Below are 19042 nucleotides of genomic sequence, written 5' to 3' on the forward strand. Positions count from 1 at the left end.
AAATAATCTTTATTTTCAAGCAAGTGGCTGCGTTATCGTGTGAGTGTAAATCGTGGAGTCTATGAGTTTTAGAGTAGAGTTGCCCTCACCCTGCCCCTCTCCCACAAGTAAGAAGCTGCTCGTAGGGCGGATGAAGGAACTTATGCTACAAGTACAGAGCTTGTAAATCATTGGTGTAACGTCTTCCTAAAGCAGTTACTTGCCAGTGGGTTTCTGTTAAAGCGATGAGTTTCTTATTTGCCGCAATTTGGAGTTTGGGGAGTAGATGACTTAGTGGCAACCCTGTGGTTTGAGTAAAGAGCGCTAAAGGAATGGCTTGTTCCAAACGCGTTGTGTTGAGCATAAATTCAAAAAGAAGATCGGGAGTGTTCACCTCTTCTAGACTGGCTAAAAAGGGTTTTTCTGAGTCGAGATACTCTCGAGGTTGACGGTGCTTGCGCGTTCTTAGTATTCGCTCTTTCGTTGTGATTTTGCCGTGCGCTCCTGCGCCTATGCCTAAGTAATCGCCAAATAACCAATAATTTAAATTATGCCGGGCTTGTCGATCCGGTTTAGCAAAGGCAGAAATTTCATAGCGTGAAAAACCCGATTCTTTAAGTAAAGCGAGTCCTTCTTCCTCGAGTACCCACGCTTCATCTTCAGAAGGTAATGGCGGTTTTACTTTGTAAAATACCGTATTAGGTTCTATGGTTAATTGATACCAGGATAAATGTTCGGGTTGATGCGCGATTGCCGTACGTAAATCATCGATTCCTTGAGCGACACTTTGTTTGGGCAAACCGTGCATAATGTCTAAATTGATGTTATCGAACCCGGCATTGCGGGCGGATTCAATGGCACGATGCGCTTGTTGGGCATCATGAATCCGACCTAAGGCGTCTAGATGCTCTGGGTTGAAGCTTTGAATGCCCAAGGAAAGCCGATTAATACCAGTTTGTCGGTATTCAGTAAAGCGTTGTTGCTCTACAGTACCTGGATTGGCTTCCATGGTAATTTCTATATCCTTGGCAAAGGTCAAAAGACGCCTCAATTCAGTAAACAAGGTGTCGTAGGCTTGAGCAGAAAAAAGGCTCGGGGTGCCACCGCCAATGAAAATAGAGTAAATCTCACGCGCTTCAATGTATTGCAAATCAGTTTTTAAGTCAGCAATAAGCGCTTGAATATAATTTTGTTCTGGCAAAGTTTCAGGACTTTTGTGGGAATTAAAATCACAATAAGGGCATTTGCGGATACACCATGGAATGTGAATGTACAACGATAAAGGGATCATTACTCTTTTTTATACTGGCTTGTTTGGGAATGCAATAGTATCATGTTGCGAGTTTTGTAACAAAAAATGTAATCATGCATTGAGCTTTCTTTCCCGCTTCGTAAGAGAGAATCTGCAGGGGTTACCTAAAAAATAAGAGGAAATCACATGGCAAATAAACGAGTTAGAGTTGCTATTACTGGGGCAGCTGGGCAAATTGGTTACGCATTATTGTTTCGTATTGCTTCCGGACAAATGTTTGGTGCGAACACGGAAGTAGAATTAAATCTGCTTGAGCTTGAAGCAGCGCTTCCTTCTCTAGAAGGAGTTGCAATGGAGCTTGATGATTGCGCCTTTCCTTTATTGAAGCGTGTTGTCTGTACTGCAGATATGAATAAGGCAATGGACGGTGTGAACTGGGCATTACTGGTCGGTTCTGTGCCACGTAAACAAGGGATGGAACGCGCTGATTTATTGGAAATTAACGGCGGGATCTTCACCAAACAAGGCCAGGCAATTAATGATCATGCAAGCGATGATGTACGCGTTTTTGTAGTAGGTAATCCGTGCAATACAAACTGCTTGATTGCAATGCACCATGCCAAAGATGTACCCAATGATCGTTTTTATGCCATGACTACTTTAGATGAATTGAGATCACGTACTCAGTTGGCTAAAAAAGCAGGTGTCGATATCACAGCAGTTACTCAAATGACTATTTGGGGGAACCATTCTTCCACTCAATATCCTGATTTTTATAATGCGAAGATTAATGGGGTTTCTGCAGCTCAAGTGATTGATGAGTCTTGGCTGAAAGATACTTTTGTTTCTACGGTACAACAACGCGGTGCAGCAGTAATTAAAGCACGTGGTTCTTCATCTGCTGCTTCAGCAGCTAATGCCATCATCACCGGTGTGAATCATTTGGTTAATGATACTCCAGCAGGTGAGTCATTCTCTATGTGTCGTAGTTCTCAAGGTGAATATGGTGTGGATGAAGGATTAATCTTCTCATTCCCTTGTCGTCGCGAACACGGAGAGTTAAGTGTCGTTGAGGGATTACCTTTTAATGCGTACGGTCGTGAGATGTTTGACAAGACATTGAATGAGTTGAGACAAGAGCGTGATACCGTTAAGTCTTTAGGGTTGTTGGATTAAGGATAATTTCCTTTCTCTATTCTATGTTTCCCCTCTCCCGATGACGGGAGAGGGGATTTTAAAATTTTCCCTCTGTAGGATAGGAATAGGCTTTTTTCTTTTTCAAAGGGTTAGATACTTTTGAATCCCTTCTCCCCTGGGGGAGAGGGTGCCTTTAGGGCGGATGAGGGTCACTTCGGTATATTTGTCATACTCATCGAATTAAAATCTTTTTCTTCAAACGAAGAATGTTCTTGACGATTTTTATATTCTTCACTCTGATATATTCTAAAAAATTCTGAAAATTCTGATCGAGTTAAAATCTTTTCGGCTACAGAATTGCGTAAAAGTGTAGAAATAGAGCGTCCATTAGATAATATTCCATTGAGTTTATCCATGAGTTGCTCTACTTGGACTAGGGGATCTGGATGGTTTTGCAGCAAGTCAGGTATGTATTTAACTATTGCTGTGGCGAGTTGTTCGTCGGTTAAGTACAGAATTAAACGTGTGCTTGCAATCTGAATAAAGTTTTCTTTAGATTCCATAATCAAACGTGATAAGAATTCCGGATCTTTTTTCAAATGAGAGTTTAGCCTTTTGCTAAACCCCAGAAAATTCCTATGCGCAATTAACATGGCCGGTAATTCGGGTTCTTCTTGCGGGGAAGTTCTTTCAGATATGGTGTTTAGCCAGGGGATAAGCTCCACATCATGTTGAGGATTTTGCAAAGCGTAAAAATGGAGTCTGGATGAAATTTTAGGACGGTGAATGAGGTATTTATTCCAGTCAACAACGTCCTTGTGTTGCTCAGCCAGCGAATCAACGGATTTTTTGATAGGCTCAAAATTAATTCCCCACTTTTCAAAATGGGGTAATGCTGAACCCAAAGCTCTTACCAATTCACGGAAACTCGTTTTTTCATTAGCCTCATAGTTATCCATCGCGTCTTTGAGCTGTTGAATTTCATCATAGGTATATTTTCCATTTCTCATGGGGATCAAATGAAAAACGGATTCAATGGCTTCGTTTAAAGAAGCAAAAGGGTCATCCATAGATTCATCCTCATTAGGAGCAGGCCCTTCTTTAAAAGTAGTTTATAAAAAAAGAAAATGCCAAGCTTTTTTACATATTGAGTTAATAAAGTGTTATTTTGTAAAAAATAGTCTTAAAATCAATGATTTTGTGTTGCAATGCAGCATTTGTGCGCTCTAAATGAACAGTGAAAAGCAGCGGTTTTGCTGTGCTTGAATGAACCTGAAGCGACGTGATTGTATAGGATAATTCAGGTACAATAAGTCCATTATTTTTTCCCAAAGCAGGTGCGCACCATGCAGTCGTTCAAGGTAAGCTGTGTCATTATTATTGCCATTGTTTTTTGGGCTTCAGCATTCGTTGGAATACGGATTGGTTTAGCCGGCTACTCTCCAGGAGCACTTGCTCTTTTACGATTTATTGTTGCATCACTGTGTATGTTGGTCATTTACTATAGTTTAGGAATTAAGAAACGAGTGGTATGGAAGGATCGTATTCAACTGCTTCTTGCTGGGATGGCCGGGATTGGGATTTATAATATTTGTTTGAATTATGGGGAGTTAAGCGTCTCTGCAGGAATAGCCAGTTTTGTTATTGGTTTAATGCCGGTGATGACCGTACTTTTATCACTGGTTTTTTTACGGGAAAAACTGACGCGCGGCGTTTGGTTCGGTATCTTCATCAGTATATTGGGTCTGGCTTTATTGGCGATTGGAGAGAGTTCAGAACCTGGAATGCAACAGGGAATTCTCGCGATTTTGGTGTCTGCATTGATGGGTGCTATCTTAACCATCATTCAAAAGCAATTTGTGAGTGTTTATCATCCTGTGGCAATCATTGCTTGGGTTATGTGGGGTGGCACTTTATTGTTAGCCCTATTTTTGCCTGACATGCTCCAGCAAATTCAAAGTGCTGATTTTCAAACTACCGCCGCTGTTATTTATATGGGTATATTCCCAGCCGCGCTTGCTTATTTGGCATGGGGCTACGTGTTGAAATATTTATCTGCTTCCAATGCATCCATCACACTTTATGCGCTGCCCATCGTATCCACCTTAATGGGTGTTTTTTTCTTGGATGAACATATTTCACTACGCTCGCTTGCAGGATGCAGTATTACTCTGCTAGGTGCTTTTGTTGCCAATCACTTCCAGGCGCGTCGAAAAGCCAACTTTGGCACACAAGTCTGAATTTTCCTCTAGATTTTCTACTTCGATGAAGCCATAAGTTTCTTACATATTCTCTGTGAAAAGATGCCAACAGGGTTTATACTTTTATTTTTCGTTTTGATGTCCCTTTGTGAGAGCACTCATGGAATTGAGAATTGATAATACCCCGTTTAAGGCGTTATTCCAGCCTTTAGATTTAGGCTTTACCCAATTAAAAAATCGTTTGTTAATGGGTTCTATGCATACTGGCCTTGAAGAAGATAAGGAAAGTTTAAATCGTTTGGCACAGTTTTATCGAGAAAGGGCACTTGGGGGAGTAGGATTAATTACCACCGGTGGCTTTGCACCCGATCGCGCAGGACGTTTAGCACCATTTGCCGCTAAATTGACGAACAGTAAAGAACAGCATCGGCATGAATTAATTACCCATACTGTACATGAAGCCGGGGGCAAAATTATCCTGCAAGCCTTGCATGCAGGTCGTTATGGCTATCATCCATTTATTGTGGCACCCAGCGGCATCAAATCGCCCATTAGCCCTTTTAAGCCTTGGGTAATGAGCCAGTACCGTATTAAAAAAACCATTAAACATTTTGCACGTTGCGCTCGTCTTGCTCAATTGGCAGGTTATGATGGTATTGAAATCATGGGCAGCGAAGGATATCTGCTGAATCAATTTATCGTCACCCATACCAACCAACGTCAGGATGAATGGGGTGGCAGTTATGAAAATCGTATTCGTTTTCCCATTGAAGTGGTTCGCAGTGTGCGCGAAGCCGTAGGCGAGAAGTTTATTATTATTTTTCGTTTGTCGTTGCTTGATTTGATTGCGGATGGTAGCAGTTGGGATGAAGTAGTGATTCTCGCTAAAGCGATTGAAGCAGCGGGGGCGACGCTCATTAACACGGGTATCGGTTGGCATGAGGCGCGAATTCCAACAATAGCAACCATGGTTCCCGCTGCAGCGTTTACTCATCTTACCCAACATTTAAAGCCGGAAGTTAAAATTCCAGTAATCACCTCAAACCGGATCAATACACCTGAATTAGCGAATGAATTAATTGAGTCTGGGGTTGCGGATATGGTCTCTATGGCTAGACCCTTTTTAGCGGATCCATTATTTGCTGAGAAGGCTAAAAGAGGAGAAAGTGAGGCGATTAATGTGTGTATTGCGTGCAATCAGGCATGTCTTGATCGCGTTTTTGTCAACAAAACCGCTTCTTGCCTAGTGAATCCCCGTGCTTGTAATGAAACAGAATTGATTTATGAGGTCACTGCACAACCTAAATCCATTGCAGTTGTCGGCTCGGGCCCAGCGGGGCTTGCATTTGCAACAGTTGCTGCAGAGCGAGGCCATCAGGTGACCTTATTTGAAAAAAGCGATCAAATCGGCGGTCAATTTAATTTGGCCAAACGCATTCCAGGAAAGGAAATTTTTCAACATACATTGGATTACTTTAATTATCAGCTGCAGAAATTTAAAGTGAGCATCCGTTTAAATACCGAAGCCACGGTAGAACAATTGCGCGATTTTGATGAGATTGTTATAGCCAGTGGGATTAAACCACGTATTCCCATGATTCCTGGGATTGAGCATCCCAAAGTGGCGAGTTATATCGATGTGATTACGGGGAAAAAAGAGGTAGGGCAACGGGTAGCGATTATTGGTGCAGGCGGAATTGGTTTCGATGTGGCTGAATTTTTAACGCACCAACACCCAGTTCCCAGGGAACAGTTTTACAATGAATGGGGCATTGATATTTATGGAACATTTCGAGGTGGACTTAAACCTGCAGAAATTACTCCCAGTCCTCGTGAAGTTTATTTGTTACAACGTAAAAAGGAAAAAATGGGCAAACGTTTGGGTAAAACCACGGGATGGATTCATCGTGCCAGCTTAAAGCATAAACAAGTCAAAATGATTTCCGGGGTACAGTATGATGCGATTGATGATCAAGGCTTACATGTACACATTAATGAGAAACCTCAAATTTTACCTGTAGATACAGTGGTGATTTGTGCCGGACAAGTCGAATTGGCTGAATTGTTCGTCCCCTTAAAAGAGGCAGGAAAAGTCGTACATTTGGTCGGTGGTGCTTATAAAGCCTTAGAGTTGGATGCGCGTCATGCAATTGACCAGGCATGCCGTTTGGCGGCTTTGATTTGAGGAACATTTTATCAGATTCCTTTAAAAATCCTCCCTCCACTGGTGGGGGAGGGGGGATGGGAAAGCTGTTCACTTTAATGGCAGTTACCCTAGACAGATTATGTGTTCTCCGCTAATTTTTTTGAGAAGCAAAATAGTCCGTCTTTGCATTAAAATTCGAACTAAATAGTAAGGGATGCAGGCTATAAACCAGGCTCTCACTCTTAAAAAATTACGGTTGAGTTTATTTGATAATTTTATAAATATAGTGCATTATTTTGTTTATTTTGTTATTATACTGTTCAATTTTTATATCGCTTAGCCTTTTGTAGGTTATGTTTTAATCGATCAGGATTTTTATGTCTCAAGAAATAACAAGCTTCGCGTCCTTTAATTTTTCAGATGCTTTAAACAAAGCACTAGAGGATATGAAGTTTACTACTCCTTCTCCAATTCAAGTACAAACGATACCTTTACTGATGGAAGGTCGAGATGCGATTGCTTTGGCGCAAACAGGAACAGGAAAAACGGCTGCTTTTGCTTTGCCTATATTGCAAAATTTATCTCCTAATGTGCAAGGTACTCAAGCTTTAATTTTGGCTCCAACTCGCGAATTGGCGATTCAAGTTGCCGAACAGTTTGAATTATTGAGTGCCAAACAACGGGGTGTTAGTGTTGCTGTTTTATGTGGTGGTCAAGATTATGGCCGTCAATTAAAGCAATTAAAAGCAGGTGCTCAAGTTGTGGTAGGAACTCCTGGCCGTATTTTAGATCATATCGACAGACGTACTTTAAATCTCGATAATTTGCGCACATTCATTCTTGATGAAGCAGATGAAATGTTGCGTATGGGCTTTATTGAAGATATTGAAACCATCATGGCAAAACTGCCTGAAAAGAAACAAATAGGTCTGTTTTCAGCAACTATGCCTCATCGTATTCGACAAATTGCCAACACTTATTTGCATGATCCTGTGTCCATCGAAATACGAGCAGAAACCGCTACTGTAAAAAGTATCGAGCAACGATTTTTATTTGCTTCTGGACACCAAAAACCTGATGCTCTCTTACGTGTATTGGCTGTAGAAGAATATCAAGGAGTGATTGTATTCGTACGTACTAAAAGCAGTACCGAAGAAGTTGCCGAACTCTTGCAACAACAAGGCCTGCGGGCTATGGCCATACATGGTGATATTACCCAAGCATTACGTGAGCGGATTATTGCGCAATTCAGACAAGGAGCGATTGATATCCTGGTCGCTACGGATGTGGCTGCTCGCGGTTTGGATGTGGAGCGAGTAACCCACGTAATAAACTATGATTTACCGCATGATAATGAAACCTATGTTCATCGCATTGGAAGAACAGGGAGAGCTGGGCGTTCCGGGGTAGCTGTTTTATTTGTAACCCCCAAAGAATCGCGTTTAATTAGCAGCATTGAGCGGCATACGCGGCAACGTATTGCTAAAGTGGCGGTGCCCAATGACCATATGATTCAAACTGCACGTCAACAACGATTTATGGCAAATATCACAGCACGTTTAGAACATGCAAACTTGCCTTCATACAAACGAATTATCGAAGAATACATTAAAGAAAATAATGTTTCTGCAGTTGATGTTGCGGCCACACTTGCTTTGTTGTTAAACAAGGATTTGCCTTGGCAAAAAGAGCAAGTATTACCTAAATCACCCCGTCCGGCTAAAGAAGGTCGTGCTGAGCGTGGCGGCAAATTTGAACGTTCTCGAACAGAGGAGCGAAAAGGTTTTGCTGCGGACAAGAAAGGGTTGCGTGATGGACGTAAAAAATTTAATGATGAAGTGGTGGCACAGGACTTATTCCGAATCGATGTCGGTAAAATTCACGGTGTGAAACCAGGTAATATTGTAGGTGCCATTGCGAATGAGGCGGGTTTACAAAGTAAACATATTACTGGTCTTAAAATTCATGACGATCATTCAACGGTGCGCCTGCCTAAAGGCATGCCCAAAGAGGTAATGAGTGATTTAACTAAAGCTTGGGTTTGTGGACGTCAGCTCAATATTACTTTAATTGGCAGTGCATAATCCGTAACCTGGGTGCTTGAACCCAGGCTCTCTATGCTTTGTAAGCGAATAAAGCTGCTGTTGTCGCTGCAGCAGCTAGAACGACCAAGCCAGCGGTAACCGGGGTAAAAAAAGCATATGGATTTTCAGCGCGTTCTATTTCATTTTTCAGTTTAGTTTTCATACGTACAATCTTTTTTTTCACGGAATCAATTCGTTTGTTAGGGTCAGTATTTTCAGTCAGAGCCGGTAAAAAGTGTTCTTGAAATGCTGTAATCGCTGCATTTATTTCATATGCTCGTTCCTCGTTTGTTGCGTAAAAAGATAAAGAAGTGCGGGCAATCGCTTCAAAAAGAGAAGCGCTGAAGCACAGCTTATCGTGTTCGATCCATTGTGACGAGTCATTAATCTTAGAGTTTAATTGATAGCGCGAATTATCTGCTTTATTTTCGGTGAAATGACCAATCGCTTCTTTTAATTCTTTTTCATCAGAAAGAATTTGCTCCATATAATCAAGACATTTGAGGATAAAATTTTGTTCAAAAGCCATTGTACGAGCCTCCTTGGCAAAAAATATTAATATAAATATCTTTTGCTTAGGGCGCAATCGAAAGACCTTAAAGTCTCTTTTTTGTGCAGGAAATAAGCATATTTGCTTTATTGTATTGTTTCTAAGAAGGGTTATATTGTATTTAACTAATTGATAAATATAAAAAAAATTTGAAAAACACGCGCACTTAAAAAAATTGCTTATAAAGGATCTTTCATACTATAATGCGGAAGGCTTTTGTTTTTAAAATAACCAGATAAACTCTTCAAAATTCAGTGCGGTAGCGCTCTTTAATCAAGATGACGCTGCTTTTTTTAGGATTAGAACTTAAGGGTATTCATGAAACTGTTAGCAACTATAGGGGCTTTTTTATTCTCTGGGATTGTATGGGCTACACCTCTTCATAATATAGTTGTATTTGGTGATAGTTTGTCTGATAACGGTAATTTATATAAGTTTATGAAATATCAATTACCTCCATCTCCTCCTTATTTTGATGGTCGTTTCTCTAATGGACCCGTCTGGATCGAACATGTAATCGCTTCTTACTTTCCTAAAAATGCTGGTGCTCATTTATTAGATTATGCTTATGGTGGCGCGGGTGTATCTGAGGAAGAAGGGGCTGACGATGTTTTATTTACCCTAAGAAGGGAAGTGAACAATTATTTATCAGAGCATCATGATAAAGCCAGTGAAGACAGTCTTTTTGTTATATGGATAGGTTCAAATAATTATCTTGCATTTCCTTCAGAGGTTGAACAAACATTACAGGATGTGCATACAGGAATTATACACAGCATACAACGTTTAGTTGAAAAAGGTGCGAAACATATTTTAGTCGTTAATTTGCCGGATTTAGGAAGAACCCCTGCAGCAATTGAATTTGGTTCCGTTAATGAGATGACTTATTTTGCCAAAGAACATAATAACATGCTCAGTAAGTCGATTGATGAGCTAAAACAAGAGCATCCCGATGTACAGTGGCTGTATTATGATCTGCATCAAGCTTTTGAAGAGTTGATGTCTCATCCTCAAGATTATGGGTTTACCAATTTAACGGGTACTTGTGTTAATTCAGCAGTTGAAGACATCACCAAAACATCGATTCTGAAAATGGTCGCATCAGTCAAACCTAACGTGCCTCAGGATGCGTGTACAGGTTATTTGTTTTTTGATTTAGTACATCCAACTAAATTGGCACATAAAATTCTTGGCGATAAAGCCAGAGAAATGTTGGATCAGGCGGGTATAGAGTTAGCTGACTAGATGCAGTACATTCATCTATATAGTCTGGATTTGATGAAGTGCCCTTGATCTGCCGTTAGCCCGTGCGACGTCATCCCGGATATAGTGAGGGATGACGATAAAAGGATTGGATGACGGCCCGCTTCGCTTAACGAAGCGATTTGATTTCATTTTTAATCGATCAGAATCCAATTTATTAGGACGATATGAAATATATTACAAGGATAGTTTTAATATTTTTCTGTTTATTTTCTATTGCTTTTGCGGACAAACTACAAATTAAAGTTGATGGCAAAAACATTGACTTACCTTATTGGCCTGCAAAAAAGGATAAATATGGAGCCGTATTCCTGGTTAATGGAGGTGAGCAAGCACAAGCCACCGCATTGCTCGATAATTTGGCCAATCAATTGGCGCAAAATGGATGGCAGGTTGTATTACTCAATAATGACAGTAGCATTACTGTGCCCTGGATCAAACAATTCCCAGAAGTGATTACTGCTTTACGAAAACAAAAAAACATGCGTGTTGTACTTTTGCATTATGGGGAGCAATTAAAACAAACATTTGATTTCTTGGGCAAATCTCCGGTACCTGAAATCGAAGGCTTGGTTCTGTTGTCTGCGTACGATGTTCCTCCTCCCAATAATACAGATAAAAAACCTGAATTAAAGATGCCTGTTTTTGATATTGTTGGTCAGTTTGATTATGATATGACCAAACAAGAAATGGCGGCTAGAAAAAAAGAATTTGGACCAAATAAAGATAATTATCTAGCGATAGAGATACCTGGCGCTCACCATGATTATGAATATTCGCGGCAGCTACTTGTTTCCTTTATCCATGGTTGGATGGTAAAGCTTCCTGAGTTTCAACCTAAACCTCCTCCGGTGATGTACTCTTATTTGGCTCCAATCAGATTGTTTTTCAAGGAACAAGTAGCAAAAAATCAGGATTCTGATTGGAGCGGATATTTTGAGCATCCTCTTGAGATCGACTAAAATGGGTATTCATCTATAAAATAGAGTTGTTTTTAGAAAGTAATTACAAAAGGTGACTGATAGTACATGGAAAAATTAAAGATTTTGTTCATCAAGGGGGATTATTTAAATAAAATAGGTAAAGATGTAGGCGATATTTTAGTAGTTGAAGACTCCTTATTCAAAGTCATTATCTTTTGTATTACAACTTATGGGTTTATCAAGACAATTTCTCGTTTATTTTTCTATACAAAGAACATAAAGAATCAATCCCTTTATTCTAATAATATTATGAGGCGATTAATCCGTGTACCTCATTTTTTTAGAATCCCCTTAATAGGGAAAATATACCAAACGATGAAAAATGTTCATTGTCATTTTTTGCTTTTATATTTTGAGTCTCTTCTTAAGAAAAATAAACCTGATTGTGTTTTTGTTTGGAATGGTTCGCTGATGCCTGAATCAGTTTTGATTTCAGCAGCCAAGAGACAAAATATCAAGATAATTTATTTTGAGTTTGGTTTTTTTCCTGGGACCCTACAAGTTGATGCAATGGGTATTAATGGTAACAATTCAGTAGTAAAAAAACCTGAGTTTTATTTAAACCAGTCTTTTTCTGATACGATTCTCCCCACGGAACTCAATGTCAGGAAGTCAAAACATCGTAGTGATTCTAGGCACACTGTAAAGGAAGATTATATTTTTGTTCCATTCCAGGTGCCTAGTGACATGCAAATTCTTAATTTATCGCCCTGGATTAAATCGATGGTTGATTTTTATGAGGTGATTTATGAATTGGCACAAAAGTTTCCTAATGAACGATTTGTAATTAAGGAGCACCCCAGTTTTAGTCTATCCATTATCAATAAGGTGAAAAAACATCATAATATTTATTTTGCCAATTCTGAAAATACAAGAAACTTAATTGAAAAAGCCAAATTTATTATTACGATTAATTCAACAGTAGGGATTGAATCTATTTTGTTAGGTAAGAAAGTGATTAGCTTGGGGATAGCTTGTTATAATATCGAAGGATTAGTTTTACATTCTGACAACATGCAAGCACTTATTTCGTGTATAAAGGACATTGATAAGTGGCAATACAACGATGAACTTCGCTCGAATTTCTTAAAATATATTTATCAGCATTATCTGCTGCAAGGCAATTTGAACAACATCGATGAGCAGTTCATCGAGAATATTCGACGCAGAGTAACAAAGACTGATGCGCACTCACAGTTTATAACTTATTTTGAAAAAGAAGCGGAATTACCATCCTTTACTGGTGCAAATTAATTCATAAGCTTTCACAATCTTCTGGGTTTTTTCATTTGCCATTTTAATCATTTCCTGTGGTAAGCCTTGCGCAATTAATTTGTCGGGATGGTTGCGGCTTAATAAACGTCGATACGCTTTTTTCACTTCTTGCTTGCTGGCATCCGGTGATACTTCCAAAAGAGCATAAGCATAATCCATGTTTGTTTTAGTCGGTTGATAATTATATCTGCTGTAGGATGAGTACGAATGGGATGAGGAATAGGATTGTTGCGATTGTTCTGATTGTTGCTTGCTGCTATTTTGTGACTCGGATGAATAACTTGTGCCAAAATCTTCATAAAAGCGATATTGATTGTGAAGGGGGGCAAAGCCGAGCCTGGAAAAAATTTTATCCAGTACTTGGATTTTCTTGGCATCAAGTCCATCTGCTTGTGCTGCACGATATTGAATATCAATAAATAACCGTAATAAGTCTCGGTTATCCTTACAGGTTTTTTTTAACTCATCAAGCATTGCATCAAGATTGAACTTGGGTTGTTTGCCCTCATTAAATAAATGCTTTGCCCGCTTTTTTTGTTCGTTATTCAAACGCATTTCGTCCATGAATAAACGCGCCATATCCAGTTCTTGTTCTGTAACGCGACCATCTGCTTTGGCTAAATGCCCCATAATCGAAAAGGTGGCGTCAAAAAAGATTTTTTGGATTACTTCACGTTTTTCAGCGTAATACAACCAATGAGGGTTGGAAAAATAGTTGTACAAACCGCGATCAAAAAAGTTACCCACCAAGAGGCCGAAAATTGCCCCTGTAGAACCGGCGATTAAATAGCCGAAAAATGCGCCAATGATTTTTCCCCACCAGGTTGAGATGATAAAGAAGTCCCGAAGAGACATTAAAATGATTCCTTAAATTCGTTCATTAAACTGATTTTATCGCTTTATACCACATTTTAAGTATATACTGTCGCCTTTTGGGTTTGGTTTTATATGCGATTTTTTTACTCTTTTTTGATGTATTTGCTTACTCCTTTTATTCTAGTCCGTTTATTGTGGAAAGGAAGAAGCTTACCTGCCTATAGGGAACGTATATTAGAACGTTTTTTTCTTGCGAAACAGGAATATAAACCGGTTGACGTCTGGATTCACGCCGTTTCTTTGGGGGAGGTTATTGCGGCTATTCCATTGATTGATGCGATGTTGGATAAAAATTGGTCTTTATTTGTGACCACGATGACGCCAACAGGTTCTGAGCGCGTACAAGCACGTTTTGGTAACAAGGTAACACATCAATACCTGCCCTATGATCTTCCCGGCATACTGAAACGCTTCTTTAAACAAATTCAGCCTCGGGTAGGTGTGATTATGGAGACTGAGTTATGGCCGAATTTAATTTATCAAGCACGGGCAGCAAAAGTGCCGTTACTGCTCGCTAATGCACGGATTTCGGATGATTCATTAAATGGCTATAAAAAGATCAAATTTCTAATTAAACCGATTTTGAATCAATTCTCTGCTATTTTGGCGCAAGGTGAAGAGGATGCGCGACGTTATATCACCTTAGGAGCAAGAAAGGAGATAGTGCATGTTTTAGGAAATATGAAATTTGACCTGCAAACTAATACAATCGACAGCAAACGTTTTAGTGATTTGAAAAGTCATTGGGGAGCTGAGCGGATAGCGGTGATTGCAGCCAGTACCCATGAGAATGAAGAAGCACAACTTTTATCTCATTTAAAACGATTGCAACAAGCAATTCCTGGCGTGATTTTTTTAATAGCTCCACGTCATCCAGAACGTTTTCAAACCGTATATCAATTGTGCCTTCAATCAGGATTTAAGACTGGGTTACGTTCTGATTTAAATACCTTAAGCCCGGAAAATGAAATTGTGGTATTAGACAGCTTGGGTGAGCTTTTAGGTTTATATCAAATCAGTGACTATGCTTTTGTTGGTGGCAGCTTGGTTCCGGTTGGTGGGCATAATGTATTAGAACCCATCGCGATGAATGTCCCGGTGTTAAGTGGCAGCCAGGTTCATAATTTTAAAGCCATTTGCAATGATCTAAAGTCAGCCCAGGGTATCCTATTAGTACAACAAGCAAATGAAGTAATTGACGGAATCATTAAGTTGCATACGGATCCCTCATTTCGTCAGCAGATGATTAAAAATGCTAATGCGGTTTTTGAAAAAAATAAGGGATCGGTCATGCGGCATTTACAGCAAATTGAAGGGGTGATTTAGGGCAGGTATTCGTGCCCTATTCACCGAACGGCTCAAATACAAAATGCTGCCTGTTTTCGGATAAAAACTAATGCCTCTATACCCCAGGTTTCGTTTCGCTCTACCCAGACCACGTTTGATTTAAGGCTGATTTAATTAAGAGGAGTAGAAGAGACCTCTTCCCGACTTGCGGGAGAGGTTCACAATATTAGGAGCCTTGATTTTGCTTTTCTTTAATCTCAGACAAAGTTTTACAGTCGATACATAAAGTCGCAGTGGGTCTTGCTTCCAAACGTTTAAGGCCAATTTCGATACCACATGCTTCGCAATAACCAAAATCTTCATTTCGCAAGCGCTCTAACGCATCCTCGATTTTCTTAATCAGTTTACGTTCACGATCACGAGTACGCAATTCAATACTGAACTCTTCCTCTTGACTCGCTCTGTCTGAAGGATCAGGGAAATTAGCCGCTTCATCTTTCATGTGCGTTACTGTTCGGTCAACTTCTTCCATCAATGATTGACGCCAAGCGAGCAATATTTTTTCAATATGTGCTAACTGGTTTTCATTCATATATTCTTCACCTGGGGTTTCCTTGTAGGGGGTGATACCCATACTACCTATTGCGTCGTTTTTCACGTTCTGTCGTCTCTCATTGTTTTTATCAATTAATTGTTCGATCATTTTAGCCTCCGTACCCAACTCGTACAACCTGGGTTTACAGAAAGCGGTTAGGTATACCAAAAAACTATTCTATCATCAATAAAATTATCGCCAACCCCCACTTACTCTGTCATTGCCCTGAATGTCTTGCCAACAGGTTACGTTCTTATATTGTAATTCATTAAGTATAGCTTGTACTTTTAATTTTTGATCGTACCCATGTTCCAGCAAGATCAGGCCACCAGGTAAAAGGTACTCATGACCTTGTTTAATAATACATTGTAGATCACCTAAGCCTTCTTGACTACTCACTAAAGCATTTCGTGGTTCAAAACGCAGATCACCTTGTTGTAAATGCGGATCGTGTTCTGCAATGTAGGGAGGGTTAGCAACAAGGGCATGATAGGGTCTTTGTGGAATGTTATCAAACCAGTTCGATAAATAAAAACTGACATTGTGTATTTTATGATTTTGTGCATTTTCTTTTGCGATATTTAAGGCCTCTTGACTGATATCTCCAGCAACAATATTCCAATTGGGCCTTTCTTTAGCAAGTGCCAAAGCAATTGCTCCGCTTCCTGTACCCAATTCAAGCACACAGGTATTGGGTTGATTGGGGATGAGCTCTAAGGCTAATTCAACTAATCGCTCTGTTTCATGTCGCGGAATTAACGTGTGTGGGTTAACTTTTAAATTGAGCGACCAAAACTCACGCTCTCCTGTGAGATAGGCAATGGGGGTCCCTTGGGCTCTTTGAGCCATTAAATTTTGAAAGGTCTCCCACTGTAACGGGGTTAATAATTTCTCAGGATGTGCATAGAGATAAGTTCTGGTTTTATTTAAAACGTGACAGAGTAAAATTTCTGTTTCCAGATCTGGAGTTTTTCCCAGAGCTGTACGAATATTAATCATTTCGTCCCAGCTCTGCGAGCAATTCGGCATGGTACTCACGTTTTAATGGATCGATGACCAATGTTAAATTACCTTCCATTACATCACCGAGTTGATAGATCGTCAAATTAATGCGGTGATCTGTCAGTCGGCCTTGTGGGTAGTTATAAGTACGAATTCGTTCGGAACGATCACCAGTACCTACCAGCGATTTACGAGTTTGCGCCTGTTCTTTCTTCTGTTTGCTTTGTTCTGCATCCAGTAAGCGGGTTTTAAGTAATGACATCGCTTTAGCACGGTTTTTGTGCTGAGAACGCTCGTCTTGGCATTCCACTACGACACCCGTTGGGATATGGGTGATGCGTATGGCTGAATCGGTTTTATTGACGTGCTGGCCCCCAGCGCCTGATGAGCGGTAGGTATCAATGCGTAAATCATCAGGATTAATTTGGATGTCATCAATTTCATCAACCTCAGGCATAATCGCAACCGTACATGCAGAGGTATGGACACGACCTTGAGATTCAGTCTCAGGAACACGTTGAACTCGATGTGCACCGGATTCAAATTTGAGTTGTGAATAAACCGAAGGTCCACTAATTCGTGTGATAATTTCTTTATAGCCGCCGTGCTCACCATGATTGGCGCTGATTAACTCTTGTTGCCAACCTTGAGCCTCCGCATATCGACTGTACATCCGATAAAGATCGCCAGCAAAAATTGCGGCTTCATCACCACCGGTTCCGGCCCTAATTTCGAGGTAAACATTCCGTTCATCATCTGGATCTTTGGGAATCAGATGCCATTGCAGTTGTTCGTCAAGTTCTTCCACTTGCTTTTGGGCGCCTTCCAATTCTTCTGCCGCCATTGAGGCTAATTCTTTATCGTCACCTTCGAGCATTTCGCGCAGTGATGATAAATTATTTTGGGCTTCAATATAGGTTTCATAACATGTCGCAACAGGCTCGAGTTGGGCGTATTCTTTTGAAAGCGTTTTAAATTGATTCTGATCGGCAATTATGGAAGCTTCCGATAGTAAACGACCCACTTCCTGATATCGCTCCAGCATTTGCTGTAGTTTGAGTTCAAGAGATTTCTTCATAGGATGTTTGATGTGTTGTTGTATTAAAAAGATATTGAGCTAAAGTAAATAAATCTTCTCGACCATCTTTGGCTATTTGTCGTAAACCCGCAGTAGGATTATGCGTCAGTTTATTTACTAGGCGTTCACTAAACTCATTCAAAACGAGTTGCTGACATTGTCCTGCAGAAAGTTTTTTTAAAGCGCGTTGCAGTTCCTTTTGTGCCAAATCTTGCATTTGACTGCGGTAGTCACAAATGACCTTTTTGGCTTTAAGCGAACGATGTTTGCGAATGTACTTATTCAATTCCTCATCGACTAATTGCTCTGCATGTAACGCAGCATGGCGTCTTTCTTCCATTCCTTTATCGATCATGGTTTGTAAATCATCGATATTATAAAGATGAACGTGTTCTAATTCTTTAATGCTGTCTTCAACATCTCTAGGAACCGATAAATCCAAAAAGAACATCGGCGCATTATTTCTTTGATTTAGCGCCTGCTCAACCCAATTTTTATTAATAAAATGGATGGGACAATTTGTTGCCGAAACAATAACATCTGCCTGCGGTAGATATTCGGCAATGTGGGTGATCGGCGTAGTCTGTCCATTAAATGAGTGGGCAAGTTTCTCTGCATTTTCTAATGTTCTACTGGCGATCATGAACCGTTCAACACCTTGTTGACGTAAGTATTTAGCAACTAATGAGGCGGTTTCCCCTGAACCAATTAAAAATACATTGAGCGATTTATAGTTTGTAAACAGTTGGCCTATTAATTGTGTTGCAGCATAGGCAACTGATACGGGGTTCGTGCCGACGCCACTTTGGGTGCGTACTCGTTTCGACGCACTAAATACATATTCAAAAATGGGTCTTAATTCTGTTTTTATTGCGCCAAGGCTGCATGCATGTTGGTATGCTTGTTTCATTTGTCCAAGGATTTGAGGCTCACCGATCATCATTGAATCCAAACCACTGGCAACGCGTAAAAGATGTTTGATTCCCTGATGCCCTTTATGCATATAGATAAATGGGGATAGTGAATCTGCAGGTAATTGATGCTCTTGGGTAAGCCAGTGGGTGATGATCTGTGGATCTTGAGTCTCACAATAAATTTCTGTGCGATTACAGGTAGATAAGATTGCAGCTTCGCTGACCTCAGGAAGGCACAACAAACTATCGAGTACGGAATCCTGGGTAGCAGGAGATAATGCGACTTTTTCACGCACGTTTATTGGAGCAGTTTTATGATTTAGTCCGCAAGCAACAAACACCATAGAATATGAATTATTAGAATATGAATTATTGAGTTAATCGTGGGATTGTAAACGATTAGCCATTAAATTTGTAGTG

Annotated in this window: 16 protein-coding genes; 8 read left to right on the top strand and 8 right to left on the bottom strand. The window is 40.1% G+C overall.

Annotation, left to right across the window (positions count from 1 at the left end):
* Window positions 1–145: 145 nt before the first annotated feature.
* Window positions 146–1270: a radical SAM family heme chaperone HemW gene (gene hemW, locus EL022_RS06200; protein WP_028381228.1), complete on the bottom strand. Its 1125-nt coding sequence runs from the start codon at window positions 1268–1270 to the stop codon at window positions 146–148.
* Between the two features lie 147 nt (window positions 1271–1417).
* Here hemW and EL022_RS06205 point away from each other — a divergent pair, with 147 nt between their 5' ends.
* The gene (locus EL022_RS06205) at window positions 1418–2407 is read left to right on the top strand and encodes a malate dehydrogenase (RefSeq protein WP_028381227.1); all 990 of its coding nucleotides are present in this window, start codon (window positions 1418–1420) and stop codon (window positions 2405–2407) included.
* 170 nt (window positions 2408–2577) lie between these two features.
* Here the strand turns inward: EL022_RS06205 and EL022_RS06210 are convergent, their stop codons facing one another.
* A complete protein-coding gene (locus EL022_RS06210; protein ID WP_028381226.1) occupies window positions 2578–3438 on the bottom strand; it encodes a hypothetical protein in 861 nt (286 codons plus the stop codon).
* A gap of 276 nt (window positions 3439–3714) precedes the next feature.
* Here EL022_RS06210 and EL022_RS06215 point away from each other — a divergent pair, with 276 nt between their 5' ends.
* The 3 genes from EL022_RS06215 (at window position 3715) to EL022_RS06225 (ending at window position 8799) form a co-directional block, all read left to right on the top strand.
* Complete coding sequence (locus tag EL022_RS06215) at window positions 3715–4608, top strand: DMT family transporter (RefSeq protein WP_028381224.1); 894 nt, start codon at window positions 3715–3717, stop codon at window positions 4606–4608.
* Between the two features lie 121 nt (window positions 4609–4729).
* Window positions 4730–6754: an NADPH-dependent 2,4-dienoyl-CoA reductase gene (locus EL022_RS06220; protein ID WP_028381223.1), complete on the top strand. Its 2025-nt coding sequence runs from the start codon at window positions 4730–4732 to the stop codon at window positions 6752–6754.
* A gap of 338 nt (window positions 6755–7092) precedes the next feature.
* The gene (locus EL022_RS06225) at window positions 7093–8799 is read left to right on the top strand and encodes a DEAD/DEAH box helicase (RefSeq protein WP_028381222.1); all 1707 of its coding nucleotides are present in this window, start codon (window positions 7093–7095) and stop codon (window positions 8797–8799) included.
* Between the two features lie 31 nt (window positions 8800–8830).
* On the opposite strand, the gene EL022_RS06230 is transcribed toward EL022_RS06225, so the two are convergent.
* Complete coding sequence (locus tag EL022_RS06230) at window positions 8831–9328, bottom strand: hypothetical protein (protein ID WP_028381221.1); 498 nt, start codon at window positions 9326–9328, stop codon at window positions 8831–8833.
* 339 nt (window positions 9329–9667) lie between these two features.
* Between EL022_RS06230 and plaA the strand changes: the two genes are divergently transcribed.
* From plaA to EL022_RS06245, 3 genes are all read left to right on the top strand, one after another.
* Window positions 9668–10594: a GDSL family lysophospholipase PlaA gene (gene plaA, locus EL022_RS06235; protein ID WP_028381220.1), complete on the top strand. Its 927-nt coding sequence runs from the start codon at window positions 9668–9670 to the stop codon at window positions 10592–10594.
* 185 nt (window positions 10595–10779) lie between these two features.
* Window positions 10780–11574 (top strand): alpha/beta fold hydrolase, encoded by a 795-nt coding sequence (locus EL022_RS06240; RefSeq protein ID WP_028381219.1) that lies wholly within the window; start codon window positions 10780–10782, stop codon window positions 11572–11574.
* A gap of 66 nt (window positions 11575–11640) precedes the next feature.
* Entirely contained in the window at window positions 11641–12849 is a 1209-nt protein-coding gene (locus EL022_RS06245) for a capsular polysaccharide export protein, LipB/KpsS family (RefSeq protein ID WP_051544457.1), read from the top strand.
* On the opposite strand, the gene djlA is transcribed toward EL022_RS06245, so the two are convergent.
* Entirely contained in the window at window positions 12823–13725 is a 903-nt protein-coding gene (gene djlA, locus EL022_RS06250; protein ID WP_028381218.1) for a co-chaperone DjlA, read from the bottom strand. The two genes, EL022_RS06245 and djlA, sit on opposite strands and share 27 nt — an antisense overlap.
* Window positions 13726–13818: 93 nt before the next feature.
* Between djlA and waaA the strand changes: the two genes are divergently transcribed.
* A complete protein-coding gene (gene waaA / locus EL022_RS06255; protein WP_028381217.1) occupies window positions 13819–15072 on the top strand; it encodes a lipid IV(A) 3-deoxy-D-manno-octulosonic acid transferase in 1254 nt (417 codons plus the stop codon).
* 187 nt (window positions 15073–15259) lie between these two features.
* Here waaA and dksA read toward each other — a convergent pair whose 3' ends face one another.
* The 4 genes from dksA to hemA form a co-directional block, all read right to left on the bottom strand.
* Window positions 15260–15736: an RNA polymerase-binding protein DksA gene (dksA, locus tag EL022_RS06260; RefSeq protein ID WP_028381216.1), complete on the bottom strand. Its 477-nt coding sequence runs from the start codon at window positions 15734–15736 to the stop codon at window positions 15260–15262.
* Between the two features lie 84 nt (window positions 15737–15820).
* Window positions 15821–16627: a peptide chain release factor N(5)-glutamine methyltransferase gene (gene prmC / locus EL022_RS06265; RefSeq protein ID WP_028381215.1), complete on the bottom strand. Its 807-nt coding sequence runs from the start codon at window positions 16625–16627 to the stop codon at window positions 15821–15823.
* Window positions 16620–17708, bottom strand: coding sequence for a peptide chain release factor 1 (gene prfA / locus EL022_RS06270; protein WP_028381214.1), 1089 nt, complete (start codon window positions 17706–17708; stop codon window positions 16620–16622). Before prfA ends, prmC begins: the two co-directional genes overlap by 8 nt.
* Window positions 17692–18966 (bottom strand): glutamyl-tRNA reductase, encoded by a 1275-nt coding sequence (hemA, locus tag EL022_RS06275; RefSeq protein WP_028381213.1) that lies wholly within the window; start codon window positions 18964–18966, stop codon window positions 17692–17694. The genes prfA and hemA overlap by 17 nt, the downstream gene beginning before the upstream one ends.
* Window positions 18967–19042 lie beyond the last annotated feature (76 nt).

This window comes from Legionella cherrii, assembly GCF_900635815.1.
In the GTDB taxonomy this organism is placed as follows: Bacteria; Pseudomonadota; Gammaproteobacteria; order Legionellales; family Legionellaceae; genus Legionella; species Legionella cherrii.